Raw genomic sequence first — 19,824 nt, forward strand, 5'->3', positions numbered from 1 at the left:
GCGTTTGTCGATGTCGTCTGGGTCCAGCGTGGAGGATCAACCCGTTTCGATTGGTGCCGGTGAAGGCTACTTCGCGGACTACTACGAGCACCTCGCAGAGGAGGACGCCCGCGCCTACGGCGAGGATGTCCTGGCCGCCCGGTCCCAGGCTCACCTGCAGGCGGCCGCGGTGCGGCGTCCAGGCGTACCGAACATCTCGATTGCCGACGAGGCCGAATCGAGCGTCGTCTACATCGTCACCGACGACATGCCCTTCCTGGTCGACTCGGTCAATGCGGAACTGGTCCGGCAGAAGACCGCCATCCGCCTCGTGATCCACCCGCTCTTCGTCGTCACCCGCAACCGCGAGACCGGCCGTCTGGTCAAGGTGTCGCGGGTGCCCTCGCACCTGGGCATCTCCAGCGGCGACACGGCCGCGATGCCGAACCTCTCGCACCTGATCGCCGCAGGCGACAACGCCTCCCACATGGAGTCCTGGATCGCCGTCGAGATCGACCCGGTCGGCGACGCCAAGCGCGCGGAGCTCATCGAGGGCCTCTCCCGTGTACTCGGTGACGTGCGCGCCGCCGTCGAGGACTGGCCGAAAATGCGCAACAAGGCCCACGAGGTTTCCGACGGGCTGGACCAGGTGGCCAATGCCGGCCAGATCGCCGGGCTCCGGCAGGCCCAGGAGCTGCTGCGCTGGCTGGACGACGGGAACTTCACCTTCCTGGGCTACCGCGAATACGACCTGAAGACGGAATCCGGCGAAGACGTGCTGGAACTGCGGGAGGACAGCGGCCTGGGCCTGCTGCGCAACAGCGCCGACATGCAGCACCAGATCCAGCACCTGACCGAAACCGGCCGGCGGAAGGCCCGCGAGAAGAGCGCCCTGGTGATCACCAAGGCGAACTCGCGCTCGACGGTGCACCGCCCGGCCTATCTCGACTACATCGGCGTGAAGAGCTTCGACGCGGCCGGCAACGTCAACGGCGAACGGCGCTTTATCGGCCTGTTCGCGACCACCGCCTACGCCGGCTCCGTGCGCGAGATTCCGGTGGTGCGCGAAAAGGTCGACGCCGTGCTGCGGGACGCCGGCTTCCCGCCGGACTCACACTCCGGCAAGGACCTCCTCGGCATCCTTGAAACCTATCCGCGCGATGAGCTCTTCCAGATCGAGGTCTCCGACCTGGAAGCCATCGCCACCGGGATCCAGCGCCTGCAGGAGCGCCGCCGCACCCGGCTGTTCCTCCGGCCGGACATTTACGGCCGCTTCATGTCGGCCCTGGTTTACCTTCCCCGTGACCGCTACACCACCAACGTCCGGTTGCGCATCGAGCAGGAACTGCGCGAGACGTTCGACGCCGTCTCGATCGACTACGAGGCGCGGATGACCGAATCGGCGCTCGCCCGCCTGTTCTTCCGGATCCGGCTGCCCAAGGACGCCGATCCCAGCGGCGTCAACGCCGAGGAACTCGAGAAGCGGCTGGTCCGCGCGGCCCGCTCGTGGAGCGAGGGCATCGCCGAGGTGCTGCGCGCCAGGGCCGGCGCCGACGGCGAAAACGGTGCCAAGGAACTCGCCGCGCTGTGGGCCGAGGCCTTCCCCGCCAGCTACCGCGTCGACTACGAAGTCGAGGACGCGCTGGAGGACATCGCCCGGTTCGAACAGTACGGCGCTGCCGCCCGGACGGAAGCGGGGCAGCCCGGCGGGGAACGGCCCGGCGTGCATGTCTACCTGCCCGAGGGCGCCGGTGCCACGCTGGAGGAGGACGCCCGCGTCAAGCTCTACATGCTCGAGCCCAAGAGCCTGAGCCAGATCCTGCCCTACTTCCACAACCTGGGCCTCGAGGTCCTCGACGAGCGCCCCTTCGAGATCGAGACGGCCGACCACCGCGACTTCTTCCTCTACGACCTCGGCCTGAAGTACCCCGCCGGCGTGGACCCGGAGCGCACCGGCGCCCTGCTCGGCGAGTCCTTCGGCGCGGCCGTCTCCGGCGCGGTCGAGTCCGACAGCTTCGACCGCCTCGTCCTGCGCGAAGGCATGCACTGGCGGCAGGTCGTCGTCCTGCGCGCCTACGCCAAGTACATGCGGCAGATGGGCAACACCAACTCCTTCGAGTTCATGGCCGACACATTGCTGGCCAACCCGGACGTCACCCGCGGACTGAACGCCCTGTTCGAGGCCCGCTTCGACCCCTCGCTGCCCGAGACGGACCGCGAGGCACGCCAGGAGGAGGTCCGCGCCGCGCTGGACGCGGCGATCGAACAGGTTGCCACCCTCGACGCCGACCGCGTGCTGCGTACCCTCAAGAACCTGATCCAGGCCACGGTCCGGACCAACTTCTACCAGAACAAGACGCACGTCAGCTTCAAGCTCGACCCCTCCGGCATCGACGGCCTGCCGTTCCCGCGCCCGGTGTTCGAGATCTGGGTCTACTCGCCCCGGGTGGAAGGGGTGCACCTGCGCTTCGGCAAGGTGGCCCGCGGCGGCCTTCGCTGGTCCGACCGCCGCGAGGACTTCCGCACCGAAATCCTCGGCCTGGTCAAGGCCCAGACGGTCAAGAACGCGGTCATCGTCCCGACCGGCGCCAAGGGCGGGTTCTATGCCAAGCAGCTGCCTGATCCCGCCGCTGACCGCAGCGCCTGGATGGCCGAGGGCGTGGAGAGCTACAAGACGTTCATCCGCGGCCTGCTGGACGTCACTGACAATCTCGTGACGACGGCGGACGGGGAGACCGTGGTGCCGCCTGCCGACGTCGTGCGCCACGACAGCGACGATTCCTACCTCGTCGTCGCGGCGGACAAGGGGACGGCATCGTTCTCCGACATCGCCAACGGCCTCGCCGCCGAGTACGGCTTCTGGCTCGGGGACGCCTTCGCCTCCGGCGGTTCGGTGGGCTACGACCACAAGGCCATGGGCATCACCGCCCGCGGCGCGTGGGAGTCGGTCAAACGCCACTTCAGCGAGCTGGGCCTGGACACGCAGGCGGAACCGTTCACCGTCGTCGGCGTCGGCGACATGTCCGGGGACGTCTTCGGTAACGGCATGCTGCTCTCCCGGCACATCCGGCTGCTCGCCGCGTTCGACCACCGGCACATCTTCCTCGATCCCAACCCGGACGAGGCAGCCTCCTTCGCCGAGCGGCAGCGCCTGTTCGAGCTGCCCCGTTCCTCCTGGGACGACTACGACAAGAGCCTGATCAGCGAGGGCGGCGGCGTCTTCGGCCGGCAGGCCAAGTCGATTCCGGTCTCCCCGCAGGTGCGGGTTGCGCTGGGCCTGCCGGAGGGTACCACCCGGCTGAGCCCGCCGGAGCTGCTCCGGGCGGTCCTCCTCGCCCCGGCGGACCTGCTCTACAACGGCGGCATCGGCACCTACGTCAAGGCCTCGACCGAGACCAACGGCGAGGTCGGCGACAAGGCCAACGACGCCATCCGCGTCGACGGCCGCGAGCTGCGCGTCAAGGTGGTCGGCGAGGGCGGCAACCTGGGCATGACCCAGCGCGGCCGGATCGAGGCCGCGCTGCAGGGCGTCATCCTGAACACCGACGCGATCGACAACTCGGCCGGCGTCGACTGCTCCGACCACGAGGTCAACATCAAGATCTTCGTGGACCGCATGGTGGCCGCCGGTAAGCTCGACCCCGCCGAGCGCGCCGGGTTCCTGGCATCCATGACCGACGAGGTCGGCCGCCTGGTGCTTGAGGACAACATCGACCAGAACATCCTGCTGCTCAACGACCGGATGCGGGTGGCCGAATGGAGCCCCAGCTACGAGCGGCTGATGGACTGGCTGGAGAAGTCCGCCGACCTCAAGCGCGATCTGGAGGCACTGCCGACCACGGAGACCCTGCGGGAGCGCCTCGAACAGGGCCAGGGCCTGACCTCGCCGGAACTGTCCGTGCTGGCGGCCTACGCCAAGATCGAGCTCGCCACCGCCCTGCGGGACAGCGACCTGGCCGAGGACCCGTGGTTCCGCGAAACGCTGCGGGCCTACTTCCCGAAGCAGTTGCGTGAGCGCTTCGACGCGGAACTGGAGAGCCACCCGCTGCGCCGGGAAATCATCGCCACCGTCGTCGCCAACGACATGATCAACCTGGGCGGCATCACGTTCGCGTTCCGCGCCATGGAGGAAACCTCGGCCCCCGAGGCCGCCGTCGCGAAGGCGTTCGTCGCGCTGCGCGAGGTCTACGAGCTGGACATCATGGTGGCCGAGCTCAACGAGCTGCCGGCGTCGTTCCCGACCGAGCACTGGAGCACCGTCCACCTGGACATCCGCCGGCTGCTGGACCGGGCGGTCCGCTGGGTTCTCGGACAGGGCAGTGCTGCACGGCCGATCGCCGAGATCGTCGCCGAATTCAAACCCCTGATGGACCCGATGCGGGCCCGGCTGCTGGACTACCTGCGCGGCGGCGACCGCGAACGCGTCTCCCAGTGGCTGGAAAAGGCCCGGAGCTGGGAACTGCCGGAGGATCTGGCGCACCGCTGGGCCGAGCTGTTCGAGAGCTTCGTCCTCCTGGACATCGCCAAGATCGTGCACGCCGGGAACGAGCCGGTGGAGAACATCGCGCACGTCTACTACACGGTGTTCGACCGCTTCCACGTCGATTCGCTGCTCGAACGGATCACCAAGCTGCCGCGGAAGGACCGGTGGCAGGCACTGGCCCGCGCCGCGCTGCGCGACGATCTGTACTCGACCGTCACGGACATGACGACGGCGGTCCTGGCATCGACGCCCGCTGACCTCTCGGCCGAAGAGCGGCTGGCGGCGTGGGAGAGCCAGAACGTCGAGCAACTGGACCGGGCGAAGAGCATGTTCGACGAGGTCAACGCCCTCGAGGCCGACGACATGGCCTCGCTCTCGGTAGCATTGAGGCTCTTGAGGTCAATCGTCCGACGCTAGGGCTGCCGGCCCCCGCGTCGCAAATGGAGGTGCTGTGGCAATCTTTACGGACCCTATCAGGGAGCATGCTGATTTCGGGCCGGGGGATGCCGAGTGGCTGCATCTGCTCGTGGGGGACTGGCAGATGGTCGCCGACCTCGCCTTCGCCGACCTTGCGCTGTGGTTCCCGCACCCCGAGCTGGGGTACGTGGCCCTGGCCCACGTCCGGCCCTCCACCACGCATACGGTGTTCCACGCCGACTTCGTGGGGGAGGGCATCCGGTCGGACCTGAAGCGGCTCGTGGACAAGGCCTGGGAGAGCCGGACCATTGAACGCTCCAACGAGACCAACTGGAGCAGCGACATGGCCATGCGGGTCGAGGCGGTTCCGATGGTGCGCAACGGCCGGACCCTGGCGATCGTCACCTCGCACATGGACCTCTCCAGCTCGCGGATGCCCTCGAGGCTGGAACTGACCTACCGGCAATGCGCCTATGACCTGCTGCGGATGGGCACCCTGGGCCTCTGGCCCGACTTCGCCTCGCCGACCGGGTCGCGGCGCGGAGCGCCGCGCGTCGGCGACGGGCTGATCCGCCTCGACGCCGAGGGGATCGTGCAGTACGCCAGCCCGAACGGCGTTTCCGCCTTCCGCCGGCTCGGGGACGGCGAGTCGCTCGAGGGCCGGTCGCTGGCCGAAGTCACGGCGGGCCTGCTCCGGGACCGCCGGATGGTGGACGAAACCCTGCCGTTGGTGGTCACCGGGCGCATGCCGTGGCGCAGCGAGATCGAATCCCGCGGCGTCAGCCTGTCGCTGCGGGCGATTCCGCTGCGGGACGAGCAGCAGCGCTTCGGCGCGCTGGTGCTGTGCCGCGACGTCTCGGAGCTGCGCCGCCGTGAGATGGAACTCGTCACCAAGGACGCCACCATCCGCGAAATCCACCACCGGGTCAAGAACAACCTGCAAACCGTGGCCGCCCTGCTGCGCATGCAGTCGCGCCGCATGGTCAGCGACGAGGCCAAGCAGGGACTCGAACAGGCAATGCGCCGGGTGGCAACGATCGCCCTGGTCCACGAGACCCTGTCCCAGGGCCTGACCCAGAGCGTGGACTTCGATGAGCTGATCGGGCGGCAGTTCCGGCTCTCGGCCGAGGTCGCTTCGCCCTCCCAGCAGGTCAAGACCCAGCGCTCCGGCCAGTTCGGCGAGCTGCCGAGCGACCTCGCCACGCCGCTGGCCCTGGTCATCAACGAGCTCGTGACCAACGCCGTCGAGCACGGCCTTGAGGGCCGCGCGGGGACGGTGTGGCTGCTCGCGGACCGCTCCGAAAGCGAGGAGGGGGACGAGCTGCTTACCGTCACGGTGGCGGACGACGGCGTGGGCCTGCCGGCCGGGTCCTACACCGAGGGCCTCGGCCTCCAGATCGTGCGCACCCTGGTCACGAGCGAACTCGGCGGCAGTATCCAGTGGAAGCCCCGTGAGGGCGGCGGCACCGCGGTGCAGATTGTCCTCAGCCTGGCCACGCGCTGACGCCCGCTCCGCCGCGGCGGCCCTGCGGCGGACCCTGAACGTACGAAGGCCCCGGACCATACGGTCCGGGGCCTTCGCTGCCGGGGGACCCGGCGGCCAGTCAGGAGGCGCGGCGGGCGCGGGCTGCGCGGCGCTTGAGGGCCCGGCGCTCATCCTCGCTCATGCCGCCCCAGACGCCGGCATCCTGGCCGGACTCGAGGGCCCACTGGAGGCAGGTGTCGACGACGGGGCAACGCCGGCAGACGCTTTTCGCTTCCTCGATCTGCAGGAGGGCGGGGCCGGTGTTTCCGACGGGGAAAAACAGCTCCGGGTCCTTGTCAAGGCACGCTGCGCGGTTACGCCAATCCATGCTGATCAGTAACTCCATTCCTGGGAATACGTTAAATGCCCTTGTGAAATTATTCACTAGAGGCTTCATAAGAAAGGGGCCCTCAGGGCCCCCTCGGTCATCTGGATTAAGCGTGTCATGTTAACGCTGTGTAAACAAGGGGTATTTGCCGTTGAAATGCGGCCAGATCGTGAGCGATGCGTCACATTAGCTGGCCTAGCCCCCACTTCTGTCCGACTATGTCCGGTAGGGTGCCAGTGTGTCAAGACCCCCCGTGAACCCCTCCGATCCTGCTGATTCCTTGCCCGGGACCGGCCCGGCGGACCCCGGGCCGCGGCCCGCCGGGATTACCGTCATAGCGATTGTCACCGCCCTGGAGGTCACGGCCCTGCTGGTCGCCGCGGGCTGGTACGGCTTCCAGCTAGTGTCCGGTGCGCCGGTCCTCTCCTTCTGGGGGGCAGTCTTCACCCTCGGACTCCTGCTGGCGTTCTCCGCCTGGCTCTATGCGGTCGGATATTTCCTGTTCCGCGGGTACCGCTGGCCCCGGGCCGGGGCGCTGGTGGCCCAGCTCTTCGTGCTCACCATCGGTTTCCCCACCCTGACCGGCGGGTATCCCGTGGCCGGCCTGGCCATGCTGATACCGGCGGCCCTGGCCATCATGCTCCTCTTCGACAAGCGCGTCATCGCGTTCGCGTCCAGGCCCGGCGGTTCCAGCCGGGCCCTGTAGCCGGACCGGGTCCGCGACGGCCAGCTGGACGGCCGAAACCTGGCCGCCGACCACGACGACGGCGCGTCCCGGCGGCGGGTTGTCTTCCGCCTCGAAGCGGACTCCGAGAAGGTCGCCGTCGCCGGGTGACTGCGGTCGGATCAGGATCCCGGTACCTGCCCCGCGGGCCTGCAGCGCCAGGGGCACCCGCTGGGTGAGCAGGGGGCTAAAGGACGCCGACAACACCACCGGCCAGCCCAGGGCGGTGAGCTCCAGAAGGTGCAGGTTGACCTCCGCTCCCAGCAGGTCGAGGTCGTCGGCGAGCGCGACGGCGGCCGGATCCAGGCGGCCGTCCCGCGCCCGGGCCAACACTGCCTCCCAGTAGCCGCCCGTCGACCGGCCCGCCGGAGAGAGCCAGTCCGCTGCGGGGTTCAGTCCGGGCAGCGCCGCCAGTAGTGAGCTCTTTCCGGAGCCGGGCCCACCCAGGACCGCCAGGACGCGGCCGGGAGGCAGTGGGACGCAGACAGGGACGGGTTCGTCCCCACCGACCCCGATCCACAGCGACTGCCCCGGTCCCTTCAGTGCCTGGCCAACAGGTTGACGGCCAGGCAGGACGGCGGGGGCCGATGCGGGTACCACGGCGGCCTGCCGGTCAAGCAACGCGCGGACCTCGGCCACCGTCACCCTTGCCGGGAGGGGTTCCACGCGGAAGGGCCTGACCTGCGGGGCCGCGGCGGCCGTGGGCAGGGCCTCCGGCCCTGGCGGCTCAAAGAGCTGTGCCGCCAGCGGAGCGGTCCGGGCGAAGGGACCGGAAGCGGCCACACGGCGCGGGACGTCGGGAAGGTCCGGAAGCCGTGGCCAGCCGTACCGGCTTTCCTCCGTGGACCCGGAGGGGAAGTAGATGCGGTTGGGGAGCGCTGCATAAAACCGGGCCGTCACGAGTTCCCGCGCTCCCGAGATGACGGCCGTGATGCCCGCGGCGGGTCCGTCACGGATGATGTCGCCGACCAAGTCCTCAGCCCAGGCCAAAGGGCCGGCCCGGAAGGCTGACATCCACGTGCCCCAGTTGCTCATCACCAGGACCAGCGGCGGGGATTCCGGGGGCGTGCTTGAGGCGCGCCGGCGGCTGCCCTCGCCAACCAGACGTTCAAGAATCCGGACAGCGCGGCGGAGCTCGTGGGTGCCTGCCCAAGCCCCGACCCTGGAACAGGCGGCCGCGCCGCGCAGCGAACCACCACCATCGAGTAGATACAGATGCCTTTCCACGGCAGCATCCAGAAGCCGGTCCACCACGTCGCTGAGCACCTCGACCGGACCCGGCGCCGGACCGGCCGGAGGCCCGCCGAGCAATGCCAGGTGGCCGTCGCCGGGGGACCAGTGCAGGGGAGCGAGCTGCTGCTCATCCGGTACATCCACCATGCCCAGCGGCACCCCCGGCGGGGCTTTAGCGCCTGCGGGGCCGCGCGGCAGGGGCAGCGAGCGGGCTAAGGGCTCAGCGACCGGGCGCCGGGGACGCGCCCCTGCCTGCCCGGCCCAGAGAGCCGACAGTGTGCGCGCCAGGTCAGCTGCCGCCAGCGTGGAATCGCACGGCGGGGCAGGGGCCGGGCCCGTCGGCGCCGGTCCGGGAAACGGGCCCGCGGAGTGCGGCTCCAACAGGTCCCGGGCGTAACGGACGGTCAGGGCCGGTCCGACCGCGGGCGCGGCACCGTCGAGGGAGGCGGTCTGGAATGGCTCCGGATTCCCGCCGCCCCGCACCAGATACGCCCGCCCGGGCAGCTCCAGCGGAATGGTCGCCGCGAGCCCGGAGCGCATGACGTCGCTGGATTCCGCCTCGGACTGGACGCGCAGGACGACGCTGCTGGTGACGTTCGCCCGGATATCCGCCGACAACGCGCCCTGCGGCCGTTGGGTGGCCATCACCAGGTGAATGCCGAGGGACCGGCCGATGGTGGCCACCCGCAGCAGTTCCCGCAGGGCGTCCGGGGCTTCCTCCACCAGCACGCGAAACTCGTCAATCACGAGGACCAGCCAGGGCAGCGGCGGCAGACCAGTACCCTGGACCTGGTAGGCGGTCAGGTCCGCTACGCCGGCCTCGGCCAGCCGCCCCTCCCTGTAGCGCACCTCGGCCCGCAGGGATGCGAGGCCGCGCGCAAGCTCCCCAGCCGACAGATCGGTAAGGATGCCGACGCAGTGCGGCAGGGTGGCAAGCGGCCCAAGCCCGGAGCCGCCCTTGAAATCGATGAAGAGCAGGTTGACGGTATCCGGCGGATAGCTTGCGGCCAGTCCGGCGACCAGCGTGCGCAGAAACTCCGACTTCCCGGATCCGGTGGTCCCGGCGACGAGCAGGTGCGGGCCATCCGCCAGCAGGTCCAGCAGCAACGGACCCGACGCCGACATCCCCACCGGGACGGACAGGCTTGCAGGGACGGACCGACCCGCCGGATTGGACAGGCCCACCCGGTCGGGTTCGGCTCCGGCCGGCCCCGGCGGCCGATCCCGACCGACGGGCCGCCGCCCCCGATCGACGGGCCGCCGCCCCGAGGTCGCCCAGCGCCGGGCGACCTCCCCGGCGTCGAGGGGGAGCAGGTCGCTAAGCGTGCAGGCGTCCGGGATAGTTCCGAGGTCCCCGTCCTGCTCCGCACGCTCCGCGCCTAGTCTCCGGCAGAAAGAGTCGAAGACCTCCGCCGGCACCAGATCCGGGACGAACCCGGTGTCGCCGTCGGCGGTGGTCAGGATGCCGCCGCGGGGACCAAGGCGGATCTCCTGTCGGATCTCAGGTGGTCCGCCTCCGGAGCAATCCAGCAGCTGCCAGCCCGCTTTTAGCCCCGTCGCGCAGAGCGCCGGGGCCTCGGCAGCGCCGGGCATGAGGATCAGCACGCCGCGCCCTGTGCGCGGCGTCCCGTCCGCCCCGGGGTGGGGCCCGGCAGGGGCGGCGAGGGCAGCCAGCGCCGCGGTCGTCCCCGCAGCGCTTGCGGACAGGGTCACCCGCGCCAGGAACCGAGCCGGGAGCGGCAAGGACGAAGCCGGCCCGTGCACCACGACGGGAGTGCACCATGACCGGGGAAAAGCCGCCAGCTGCATGATGATGAACCGGACCAGGCCGGCCACGTCGTCCGCGGAACCGCTGAGCCGCGCCGGGGCGGCCGGGTCAAGGCACACCGGCACCGGGCCCAGTCTTGGGACGCGATGGCCTGGGCTGTCTGGGTCCAGACGGATCCGCGCCGCGGCCGGGGCGAGGCCGAGCCGCAGCCAGACCGGACCGGCCCCGTTTCCTTCAGGCATGCTCCCTGCGGAACGTACGCCCAGAACCAGATCCGCGGCGGACGGAGCAGCCCGCCGGCGGCGCTCGAGGTCCCGTCCCGCCGCGGCACCGACCGCGGCCTTGAGCCCGCGGCGCCGCCGCCCGCCCAAAAGCGCGGGCACCAGAACCGAGACCGCGGAGAGGGCCGAGAAGGCCAAAAACATCCAGAGCCCGGTAACGGCGGCGAGTGCGGCGCCGACAGCCAGGGGGAGGACCGCCATGAGGACCAGGGCCAGGCGGTTTCCGCCGGATCCCGGGTTCGGGATCCGCAGCGGTGTCGTGACATCGCTGCCGGCATCGATCCAGCCGTCCTCCCTGGCGCAGTCCCCGGGAAAGGACCCGCCACGGAACAGCAGGGCCATCGTGGACCGGCCGCAGACGATGGTGCTCGCGCTGCCGACCCGGGTCCGGCCCACCCGCCGGCCGTCCACCGTGGTGCCGTTAGCGCTGCCACGGTCGACCAGAACGACCCCTGCGTCCCCGATCTCCAGGGCGGCGTGCTCGCGGGACAACTCTGGATCCGGGATCTCCGCCTCCACTTGCCCGCGGCCCACCCGGTACCGTCCCCGGCTCAGCGGAAACACCATCCCGGCGCCGGGACCGCCGTGGACCGCGAGCAGCAGGCCCGGCCCGCCGCCTGCCGGCATCGGCCCGCCCGGGCTCATCCTGCTATCGACCAGCACAGCACCGGCGACCAGCGGGCGTTCCCCGACCGTGAGTGCGCGCAGCGGAAAGCCGGCGACGCAGAGGGCGCCGGTGCCGAATCGCTGGGTCAGGGCCTTCTCCAGTTCCGCGCCGGGGCACGCGCTTGGGAGGTCGATCGAGAGTTCCACGACCCAACCCGCGTGCCGCCCTTCGGGTCCGCCGACCAGGGTGCAGTGCAGTAACACCGGAAGACTCCTTTCTCCGGGCTGGCTCCCCACTCACGCTAGAACAAAGATGGGACGTAGCCGACAAGCGATTGGGCTATGTGGAGAGTTGCCCGATGTGTGCTGTGAAGGGCCGCCGATACCCCCGGCGGAACAAGGCGTGCGATGCCTCGATTCGTGGCTCGGGCGTATCGCTCGGTACTCTAGAGCAGCAGACAATGCACAACATTGGGCTGCCCACATTCGAACCAGGAGAATTCGTGACCGCTGACCTCGTCATCGTAGGGTCGGGCTTTTTCGGCCTGACAATCGCAGAACAGGCCGCCACCGAGCTGGGCTTGAAGGTCGTCGTCCTCGACCGCCGCCACCACATCGGCGGCAATGCCTACAGTGAGAAGGAGGAGCAGACCGGGATCGAAGTCCACCGCTACGGCGCCCACCTCTTCCACACCTCCAACGAGCGGGTCTGGGAGTACGTCAACCGTTTCACGACGTTCACGAACTACGTTCACAAGGTCTACGGGGTGCACAAGGGCGAGGTCTACTCACTGCCCATCAACCTCGCCACCATCAACCAGTTCTTCCGTGCGAACCTGACCCCGGGCCAGGCTCAGGACCTGATCAAGGAACAGGCCGGGGAACTCGCCGGCACTGACCCGCAGAACCTGAACGACAAGGGCATCCAGCTCATCGGCCGGCCGCTCTACGAGGCTTTCATCAAGCACTACACCGGAAAGCAGTGGCAGACGGATCCGAAGGACCTGCCCGCCGGCATCATTTCAAGGCTCCCGGTGCGCTACAACTACGACAACCGCTACTTCAACGACAAATACGAGGGTCTGCCGACGAACGGCTACACCGCGTGGATCGAGAAGATGGCCGAGCACCCGAACATCGAGGTCCGGCTCAACACGGACTTCTTCGACGAGTCCCACGAGTACAGCAAGAACAAGGTCGTCGGCAACATTCCGGTCGTCTACACCGGACCGGTTGACCGGTACTTCGACTACGCCGAGGGCGACCTCTCCTGGCGCACCATCGACTTCGAGGAAGAAGTGCTCGACGTCGGCGACTTCCAGGGCACGTCCGTGGTGAACTACAACGACGATGACGTCGCCTACACCCGCATCATCGAGCCACGCCACTTCCACCCGGAGCGCGACTACCAGACGGAAAAGACCGTCATCATGCGCGAGTTCTCCCGCGCAGCCCAGAAGGGCGACGAGCCCTACTACCCGATCAACACCTCTGCGGACCGCGAACGCCTGCTCAAATACCGCGACCTCGCCGCCGCCGAGCGGGACGTCCTCTTCGGCGGACGCCTCGGCACCTACAAGTACCTGGACATGCACATGGCCATCGGCTCCGCCCTGACCATGTTCGACAACAAGATCCGCCCGCACTTCGAAGCCGGCGCCAAGATCGAAAGCGGGGGAGTGGACGCATGAGCGTTGCAACCGAAGTTTTGAACGAGGGGAACGCTGCCCGCGTGAACCAGGAATGGCAGACCGTCCACCGGGTAGTCTTCCCCACCGACGGCGACACTGACACCCTTCCCCTGTACCTGGACTTCAACGCCGCGCAGCGCGTGGTGTCCGAAGACTCCCAAAACTCCAAGTCCGGGTCCGGTATCACTGCCGTATCTTCGGCCGGTGCCAAGGTCCGCACCGACTTCCTTGAGAACCGCCGCCAGCTCCACCTGCCGGCGTTCCGCCGGGTGTCCTTCGGGACTTACTTCAATGCGTTCCCGGCGAGTTACTGGCGGGCCCACACAGACGTCACCGGCGTCCGCCTGACCGTTGCCGTCGACGCGCCGGCGACCGTCGTCATCTCCCGTTCCACCGCCCGGGGCACGTCCAACCGGGTGGAAAGCATCACCGTCGACGCCGATACCCCGGCCGAGGTCGAGCTCCCGCTGGCCAATTTCGGCGACGGCGGCTGGTACTGGTTCGACCTCGTCGCCGGTTCCGAGAAGGTCAAGCTGCTCGGCGCCGAATGGTCGGTCCGCAAGCCTGAGGGCTTCGTTCCCGGAACCGCAACGGTGGCCGTGACCACCTTCAACCGTCCCGACTACTGCGTGAAGCACCTCACGACCTTTGCCGAGTCACCCGAACTCCTCGAGGTCGTTGACCGGCTGCTGATCACCGATCAGGGCACGCAAAAGGTGCGCGAACAGGAAGGCTTCACCGAGGCTGCGGCGCGGCTCGGGGACAAATTCGCCGTCATCGAACAGGGCAACCTGGGCGGCTCGGGCGGCTTCGCCCGCGGCATGCACGAGACCGTCGAGGACGGCCGCAGCAAATATGTGCTGCTGCTGGACGACGACGTCATCATCGAGACCGAGGGCGTGCTCCGCGCGATCAACTTCGCCGACTTCACCCGGAAGCCGACCATCGTCGGCGGCCACATGTTCAACCTTTACGAGCGCTCCGTGATGCACACCTTCGGCGAGGAAGTGAATGAGTACAAGTTCTTCTGGGGCGCCGTCGAGAGCACCAGGGAGGCGCACGACTTCTCGGCAAGCAACCTGCGTACCACCCCGTGGATGCATCGCCGGATCGATGTCGACTTCAATGGATGGTGGATGTGCCTGGTGCCGACGAGCATCGTGCGTGAAATCGGCCTGGCGCTGCCCGTCTTCATCAAGTGGGACGACGCCGAATACGGCATCCGCGCAAGCCGCCACGGCTACCAGACCGTCACCCTCCCCGGGGCAGCGGTCTGGCACATGCCTTGGACGGAAAAGGATGACACCATCGACTGGCAGGCTTACTTCCACCAGCGCAACCGGTGGCTCGCGGCGCTCGTCTACTCGCCCTACAAAAAGGGCGGCATCCTGCCCCGGATGAGCTTTATGGTCGACGTCAAGCACCTGCTCTCGATGCAATATTCCGCCGTTGAGCTCCGTCTCGACGCGCTGGAGGACCTGCTGAAGGGCCCGTCCCACCTGCATGAGACGATCAAGACGAAACTCCCTGAAATCCGCGCCCGCCGCGCCGACTTCGACGACGCCCGAATCACCAAGGAAGTCGCCGGATTCCCGCAGGTCAAGCGCGTCAAACCGCCCCGTCGGGGCAAGAAGCCCAGGGCGCCGAAGTCGATCCTGACTGCCCTGGCCACCGCCGCGACCGCGGGTATACGTCAGGTCCAGGGCGTCCGCCCCGGAGCCCTGGAACACCCCGAGGCTCTGGTCCCCGCCATGGACGCCCGCTGGTGGCGGCTGTCGCAGCTGGATTCCGCGATCGTGTCCTCGGCTGACGGTTCCGGCGCGTCCTGGTACAAGCGCCAGCCCGAACAGTTCCGGACCATGATGGCGCGCAGCATCAAGCTGCACCGGCAGCTCCTGCGCGACTGGGAGAAGCTGTCCAAGGTCTACGCCGAGGCACTGCCGGAATTCACCTCGCCGCAAGCCTGGAAGCAGACCTTCGAAGCCATGACGGAGAAGCCCGCCGCAGAGACGCCGGAGCAGAAGTGACCTCAGCCGCTACCGACGGCGGGTCCGACGCCCTCGTCCGTCCCGGCGTGGGCGGCGGCCTCGCCGATGTTTTCAGGCAGCGCTTCCTGCTGAAGCTGCTGGTGCGCAAGGAATTGCAGATCCGCTACCGCGGTTCCGTGCTGGGCCTGCTCTGGTCCTACGTTAAGCCCGGTGTGCAGTTTGTCGTGTTCTATATTGCGCTGGGCGTTTTCCTGGGTCTGGAGCGGAGCCCCCGCAACCCCGACGGCCTCGCGAACTACGCGATCTACCTGTTCTCGGGCATTGTCTTGATCAATTTCTTCTCGGAAGCGCTGAGCAACGCCGCCCGGTCGATCGTCGGCAACGGCGGGCTGATCAAGAAAATATACCTGCCCCGGGAACTGTTTCCTGTGGCCTCAGTCTGGGTGTCGGCAGTGCATTTCGTGCCGCAGCTCGCTGTTCTGGTGGCGGCCTGCCTAGTGGTCGGCTGGCAGCCCTCGCTGCTCCAGCTGGCGGCCGCAGCGGCGGGATTCATCATTGTCGCAATGCTCGCCACCGGGCTGGGGCTGTTGTTCGGCTCGGCCAACGTCTACTTCCGTGACTTCGAGAACATCGTGGACATGCTGCTGATGGTGGCCACCTGGACTTCTCCCGTCATGTACGCGTGGACGATGGTACGGGACAAGCTCGGCGAAGGTTGGTACTCGGTCTATCAGGTCAACCCTATTACCATCGGCGTCGAGGCCTTCCACTATGCGTTCTGGCTGCCCACCACCGACGGCGCTGCCCCTATCCCGCCGGGTCTGCTGTCGCTGTGGATCCCTGTGGGGCTTGTAGTTTCGTTCCTGCTCCTCATCCTGGGCCAGTGGACATTCCGTCGGCTCGAGGGCCGTTTCGCGCAGGAGCTGTAGCTATGCCGCTGGCAATCGAAGTAAAGAAGATCAACAAGCAGTTTGTGCTGCGGCACACCCGGTCCCTCAAAGAGACCATCGTGTGGCTCTTCACGGGCCGTAAGGGCGACCTCTCGAAGAAGTTCCATGCGCTCTACAACGTTGACCTCGAGGTCCAACAGGGCGAAACCGTGGCACTGCTCGGCCTGAACGGTTCGGGCAAGTCAACTCTGCTCAAGCACATTTCCGGCGTGATGCTCCCCGACAGCGGGACGGTCAGGACCCGGGGCAAGGTGGCCGGACTCATCGAGGTCGGTGCCGGCTTTCACCATGACCTGTCCGGCCGGGATAACGTCTACCTGAACGGCGCGATCCTGGGCATGACCGAGGCCCAGATCGACGAGCAGTTCGACTCGATCGTCGAGTTCGCCGAGATCGGCGAGTTCATCGACACTGAAGTCAGGTTCTATTCCTCGGGTATGTATCTGCGTCTGGCCTTCTCCGTGGCGGTGCACACGGATCCGGATATTTTCCTTGTGGACGAGATCCTAGCTGTGGGGGACGAGCCTTTCCAGCGTAAATGCCTTGAGAAGATAAACGAGCTGGCCGTTGCTGGGAAGACCCTAGTTGTGGTCAGTCACGACCTCGACCTCGTGGCCCGTATTTGCGGCCGGGGTGTGGTTCTGGAGCATGGAAATGTAGTGTTTGATGGCCCGATCGTCGAGGCCGTGAGCAAGTTGCGCGGATGACTGGCAGATCGCGCCGCCGTCGGCGCGCTGAGGGTGCGGCTAGTGTGGAGTCGGTCTGGCAGGTTTATCCCCGCCATCAGGTATGAGAGAAAAGGCACGAAAATCGTGAAGATTGCTGTAATTGCGTTGGGAAAGATCGGCCTGCCCCTGGCCGTCCAGTTCGCCTCCAAGGGCCACGACGTTGTCGGCGTTGACGTCAACCGGCAGGTCGTCGACCTGATCAACGCCGGGACGGAGCCGTTCCCCGGCGAAGCCCAGCTTCAGGAAAAGCTCTCCGAGCTGGTGCCGGCAGGCAAACTTCGGGCCACCACCGAGTACGCCGACGCCGTTCCCGGCGCCGACGCCGTCGTCCTTGTTGTCCCGCTGTTCGTCGACGCGGACGCGAAGCCGGACTTCGGCTGGATGGACGCCGCCACCGCCGAACTGGGCAAGCATCTGACGCCCGGGACCCTGGTCTCCTACGAGACCACCCTGCCGGTAGGCACCACCCGCAACCGTTGGAAGCCAGCCCTCGAAGCGGCGTCCGGCCTGGTCGAAGGCCAGGACTTCCACCTTGTGTTTTCCCCGGAACGCGTCCTGACCGGCCGCGTTTTCGCCGACCTGCGCAAGTACCCCAAACTGGTGGGCGGACTCTCCGAGGCCGGCGCGGCCAAGGCCGTTGAGTTCTACCAGGCCGTGCTGGACTTCGACGAGCGCACCGATCTGGCCCGCGCCAACGGCGTCTGGGATCTCGGGTCCGCCGAGGCCTCCGAGATGGCGAAACTCGCGGAGACCACCTACCGCGACGTCAACATCGGCCTCGCCAACCAGTTCGCCCGCTACGCCGCCACCGCGGGCATCGACATCTACCAGGTCATCGAGGCGTCCAACTCGCAGCCGTACAGCCACATCCACATGCCCGGCATCGCCGTCGGCGGCCACTGCATCCCGGTCTACCCGCGCCTCTACCTCTGGAACGACCCCGACGCCACCGTCGTGCGGGCGGCCCGGGAGGCCAACGCCGACATGCCCGCCTACACCGTGGGCCTGCTCGAGGGAGCCTACGGCGACCTCACCGGAGCGCGCGTCGTCGTGCTCGGCGCCGCCTACCGCGGCGGCGTAAAGGAGACGGCGTTCTCCGGCGTGTTCGACGCCGTGAAGTCCCTGGAGCAGCGCGGCGCCGCCGTGTCCGTCCACGACCCGCTGTACACCGACGAGGAGCTGGAGAAACTCGGCTTCACCCCGTACCACCTCGGCGAGCCCGCCGACGCAGCCGTGGTCCAGGCCGACCACGCCGAGTACCGCACGCTCGGTCCGCAGCAGCTTCCCGGTATCCAGGTCTTCATCGACGGCCGCAGGGTCAGCAGCCCCGATGCCTGGGACGGCGTCGCATACCGCGTCATCGGCAAGGCCTGACACAGCCGCGCACGTTGCGGCCGGTGGCTGCAGCATCGGCACCCTTGAGAGGAATTAACTATGACGACGACTATTGCGCCCAGCGCCGACGTTTCGGACCAGGCAGTCCTCGGCGCCGGAACTAAAATCTGGCACCTGGCCCAGGTCCGCGAGCAGGCCACCCTGGGGGAGAACTGCATCGTTGGCCGCGGCGCCTACGTCGGAACCGGGGTGCAGATCGGTGACAACACCAAGATCCAGAACTACGCCCTGGTCTACGAGCCGGCGAAGCTTGGCAAGGGTGTCTTCATTGGTCCTGCAGTCGTGCTGACCAACGATACCTACCCCCGCTCGGTCAGCCCCGATGGTTCGCTCAAGAGCGCCCACGACTGGACGCCGGTGGGCGTCACGATCGAAGACGGGGCGTCGATCGGAGCCCGGGCTGTGTGCGTGGCACCCGTGACGATCGGACGGTGGGCCACTGTCGCCGCAGGCGCCGTCGTCACCAAGGACGTGCCGCCGTTCGCCCTGGTGGCGGGGGTTCCTGCCAAGCGCCTCGGCTGGGTCGGCAAGGCGGGCGAGCCGCTGCGTCAAGAAGACGGCTTCTGGGTCTGCCCTGCGACCGGCGCCAAATACATTGAAGACGGAAATTCCCTGAAGGAATCTGAGGAGAACGTATGAGCTACGACTTTATTCCGGCTGCGAAGCCGATCATCGGCGACGACGAGCGGGCTGCTGTCGACGCTGTCCTGGCAACGGGCATGCTCGCGCAGGGCACCCAGGTCGCGGAATTCGAGAAGGAATTCTCTGATGTCCTCCTCGACGGGCGCGCCTCGGTCGCGGTGAACTCCGGCACCTCCGGCCTGCACCTGGGCCTCCTGGCCTCCGGCGTCGGTCCCGGCGACGAGGTCATCGTTCCGTCCTTCACGTTCGCAGCCACCGGAAACTCCGTCGCACTGACCGGCGCGACGCCGGTCTTCGCGGATATCGAACTGGACCACTACACGCTGGACGTGGACCACGTCGCCTCGCTCATCACGGACAAGACCAAGGGCATCATGCCCGTGCACCTCTACGGGCACCCGTTCAACGTGGAAGGCTTCTCGAAGCTCGCCGCGGAGCGGGGGATCGACCTCTACGAAGACGCTGCCCAGGCACACGGGGCCAGCTTCAACGGGCAAATGGTCGGTACCTTCGGCAAGTTCGCCATGTTCAGCCTCTACCCGACCAAGAACATGACGTCGGGCGAGGGCGGCATGGTCTCCACCCCTGACGCCACCGTGGAGCGCAACCTCCGCCTGCTCCGCAACCAGGGCATGGAGAAGCAGTACGAGAACGAAATCGTCGGCTTCAATGCCCGCATGACCGACCTGCACGCTTCCATCGGTCGGGTGCAGCTCAAGAAGGTCATGGGCTGGACCGCGCAGCGCCAACAGAACGCAGCCTTCCTGACCGCCAACCTCGAGGTTGTGGGCACCCCGAAGGTTGCCGAAGGTGCTTCCCACGTGTACCACCAGTACACGATCCGGGTCTCCGAGGACCGTGACGGGCTGGCCAGGGCACTCCGCGAGGAGTTCAACATCGGCACGGGCGTCTACTACCCTGTTCCGAACCACCGGCTGCCTTCGTTCAACCGCACCGAAGACCTGCCCAACACCGAGACGGCAGCGAAGGAAGTCCTGTCCCTTCCGGTCCACCCCTCGCTGAGCCAGGCTGACCTCGAGCGCATCGTCACCGCGGTCAACAAGCTCGCCAAGGCCGGTGCCTGAG

The 19,824-nt window shown here is 67.7% G+C and carries 11 protein-coding genes and 1 pseudogene; 10 read left to right on the plus strand and 2 right to left on the minus strand.

The genetic code is table 11. The annotated features are described in order from the left end of the window. Window positions 1–10: 10 nt before the first annotated feature. Both ACTWLI_RS11045 and ACTWLI_RS11050 read left to right on the plus strand, forming a co-directional pair. A complete protein-coding gene (locus tag ACTWLI_RS11045) occupies window positions 11–4,879 on the plus strand; it encodes an NAD-glutamate dehydrogenase (protein ID WP_445153903.1) in 4,869 nt (1,622 codons plus the stop codon). Window positions 4,880–4,913: 34 nt separating this feature from the next. Continuing rightward, entirely contained in the window at window positions 4,914–6,383 is a 1,470-nt protein-coding gene (locus ACTWLI_RS11050) for a sensor histidine kinase (RefSeq protein WP_445153904.1), read from the plus strand. A gap of 100 nt (window positions 6,384–6,483) precedes the next feature. Here the strand turns inward: ACTWLI_RS11050 and ACTWLI_RS11055 are convergent, their stop codons facing one another. After that, window positions 6,484–6,732, minus strand: coding sequence for a WhiB family transcriptional regulator (locus tag ACTWLI_RS11055; RefSeq protein WP_003804966.1), 249 nt, complete (start codon window positions 6,730–6,732; stop codon window positions 6,484–6,486). A 238-nt stretch (window positions 6,733–6,970) separates the two neighbouring features. On the opposite strand from ACTWLI_RS11055, the gene ACTWLI_RS11060 reads away from it, so the two are divergent. Then, window positions 6,971–7,438, plus strand: a complete 468-nt coding sequence (locus ACTWLI_RS11060; protein WP_445153905.1) for a hypothetical protein — start codon at window positions 6,971–6,973, stop codon at window positions 7,436–7,438. A 1,887-nt stretch (window positions 7,439–9,325) separates the two neighbouring features. On the opposite strand, the pseudogene ACTWLI_RS11065 reads toward ACTWLI_RS11060, so the two are convergent. After that, a pseudogene (locus ACTWLI_RS11065) lies at window positions 9,326–11,383 on the minus strand (FtsK/SpoIIIE domain-containing protein); the annotation flags it as partial. Between the two features lie 464 nt (window positions 11,384–11,847). Here ACTWLI_RS11065 and glf point away from each other — a divergent pair. The 7 genes from glf to ACTWLI_RS11100 all read left to right on the plus strand — a co-directional run bounded on the left by glf (window position 11,848) and on the right by ACTWLI_RS11100 (window position 19,823). Further along, window positions 11,848–13,035, plus strand: a complete 1,188-nt coding sequence (gene glf, locus ACTWLI_RS11070; RefSeq protein ID WP_445153906.1) for a UDP-galactopyranose mutase — start codon at window positions 11,848–11,850, stop codon at window positions 13,033–13,035. Beyond that, window positions 13,032–15,062 (plus strand): glycosyltransferase, encoded by a 2,031-nt coding sequence (locus ACTWLI_RS11075; RefSeq protein ID WP_445153907.1) that lies wholly within the window; start codon window positions 13,032–13,034, stop codon window positions 15,060–15,062. The genes glf and ACTWLI_RS11075 overlap by 4 nt, the downstream gene beginning before the upstream one ends. Continuing rightward, on the plus strand, window positions 15,059–15,952 hold the full coding sequence (locus ACTWLI_RS11080; protein ID WP_445153908.1) for an ABC transporter permease: 894 nt from the start codon (window positions 15,059–15,061) through the stop codon (window positions 15,950–15,952). The genes ACTWLI_RS11075 and ACTWLI_RS11080 overlap by 4 nt, the downstream gene beginning before the upstream one ends. Before the next feature lie 2 nt (window positions 15,953–15,954). Beyond that, window positions 15,955–16,680 carry an ABC transporter ATP-binding protein gene (locus ACTWLI_RS11085; protein WP_445153909.1) on the plus strand — a complete coding sequence of 242 codons (726 nt, stop codon included), beginning with the start codon at window positions 15,955–15,957 and terminating at the stop codon, window positions 16,678–16,680. Window positions 16,681–16,785: 105 nt separating this feature from the next. Beyond that, complete coding sequence (locus tag ACTWLI_RS11090; protein WP_445153910.1) at window positions 16,786–18,075, plus strand: nucleotide sugar dehydrogenase; 1,290 nt, start codon at window positions 16,786–16,788, stop codon at window positions 18,073–18,075. A gap of 60 nt (window positions 18,076–18,135) precedes the next feature. Further along, entirely contained in the window at window positions 18,136–18,735 is a 600-nt protein-coding gene (locus tag ACTWLI_RS11095; protein ID WP_056738042.1) for an acyltransferase, read from the plus strand. Further along, a complete protein-coding gene (locus ACTWLI_RS11100) occupies window positions 18,732–19,823 on the plus strand; it encodes a DegT/DnrJ/EryC1/StrS family aminotransferase (protein ID WP_445153911.1) in 1,092 nt (363 codons plus the stop codon). Before ACTWLI_RS11095 ends, ACTWLI_RS11100 begins: the two co-directional genes overlap by 4 nt. The last annotated feature ends 1 nt before the right edge of the window (window position 19,824 follow it).

The sequence above is a fragment of the Arthrobacter sp. Hor0625 genome (assembly GCF_052567525.1).

Coding starts and splice junctions, on each gene's coding strand:
- ACTWLI_RS11045 (WP_445153903.1), top strand. CDS start 11: ATGTCGTCTGGGTCCAGCGTGGAGGATCAACCCGTTTCGATTGGTGCC.
- ACTWLI_RS11055 (WP_003804966.1), bottom strand. CDS start 6,732: ATGGATTGGCGTAACCGCGCAGCGTGCCTTGACAAGGACCCGGAGCTG.
- ACTWLI_RS11075 (WP_445153907.1), top strand. CDS start 13,032: ATGAGCGTTGCAACCGAAGTTTTGAACGAGGGGAACGCTGCCCGCGTG.
- ACTWLI_RS11085 (WP_445153909.1), top strand. CDS start 15,955: ATGCCGCTGGCAATCGAAGTAAAGAAGATCAACAAGCAGTTTGTGCTG.
- ACTWLI_RS11095 (WP_056738042.1), top strand. CDS start 18,136: ATGACGACGACTATTGCGCCCAGCGCCGACGTTTCGGACCAGGCAGTC.
- ACTWLI_RS11100 (WP_445153911.1), top strand. CDS start 18,732: ATGAGCTACGACTTTATTCCGGCTGCGAAGCCGATCATCGGCGACGAC.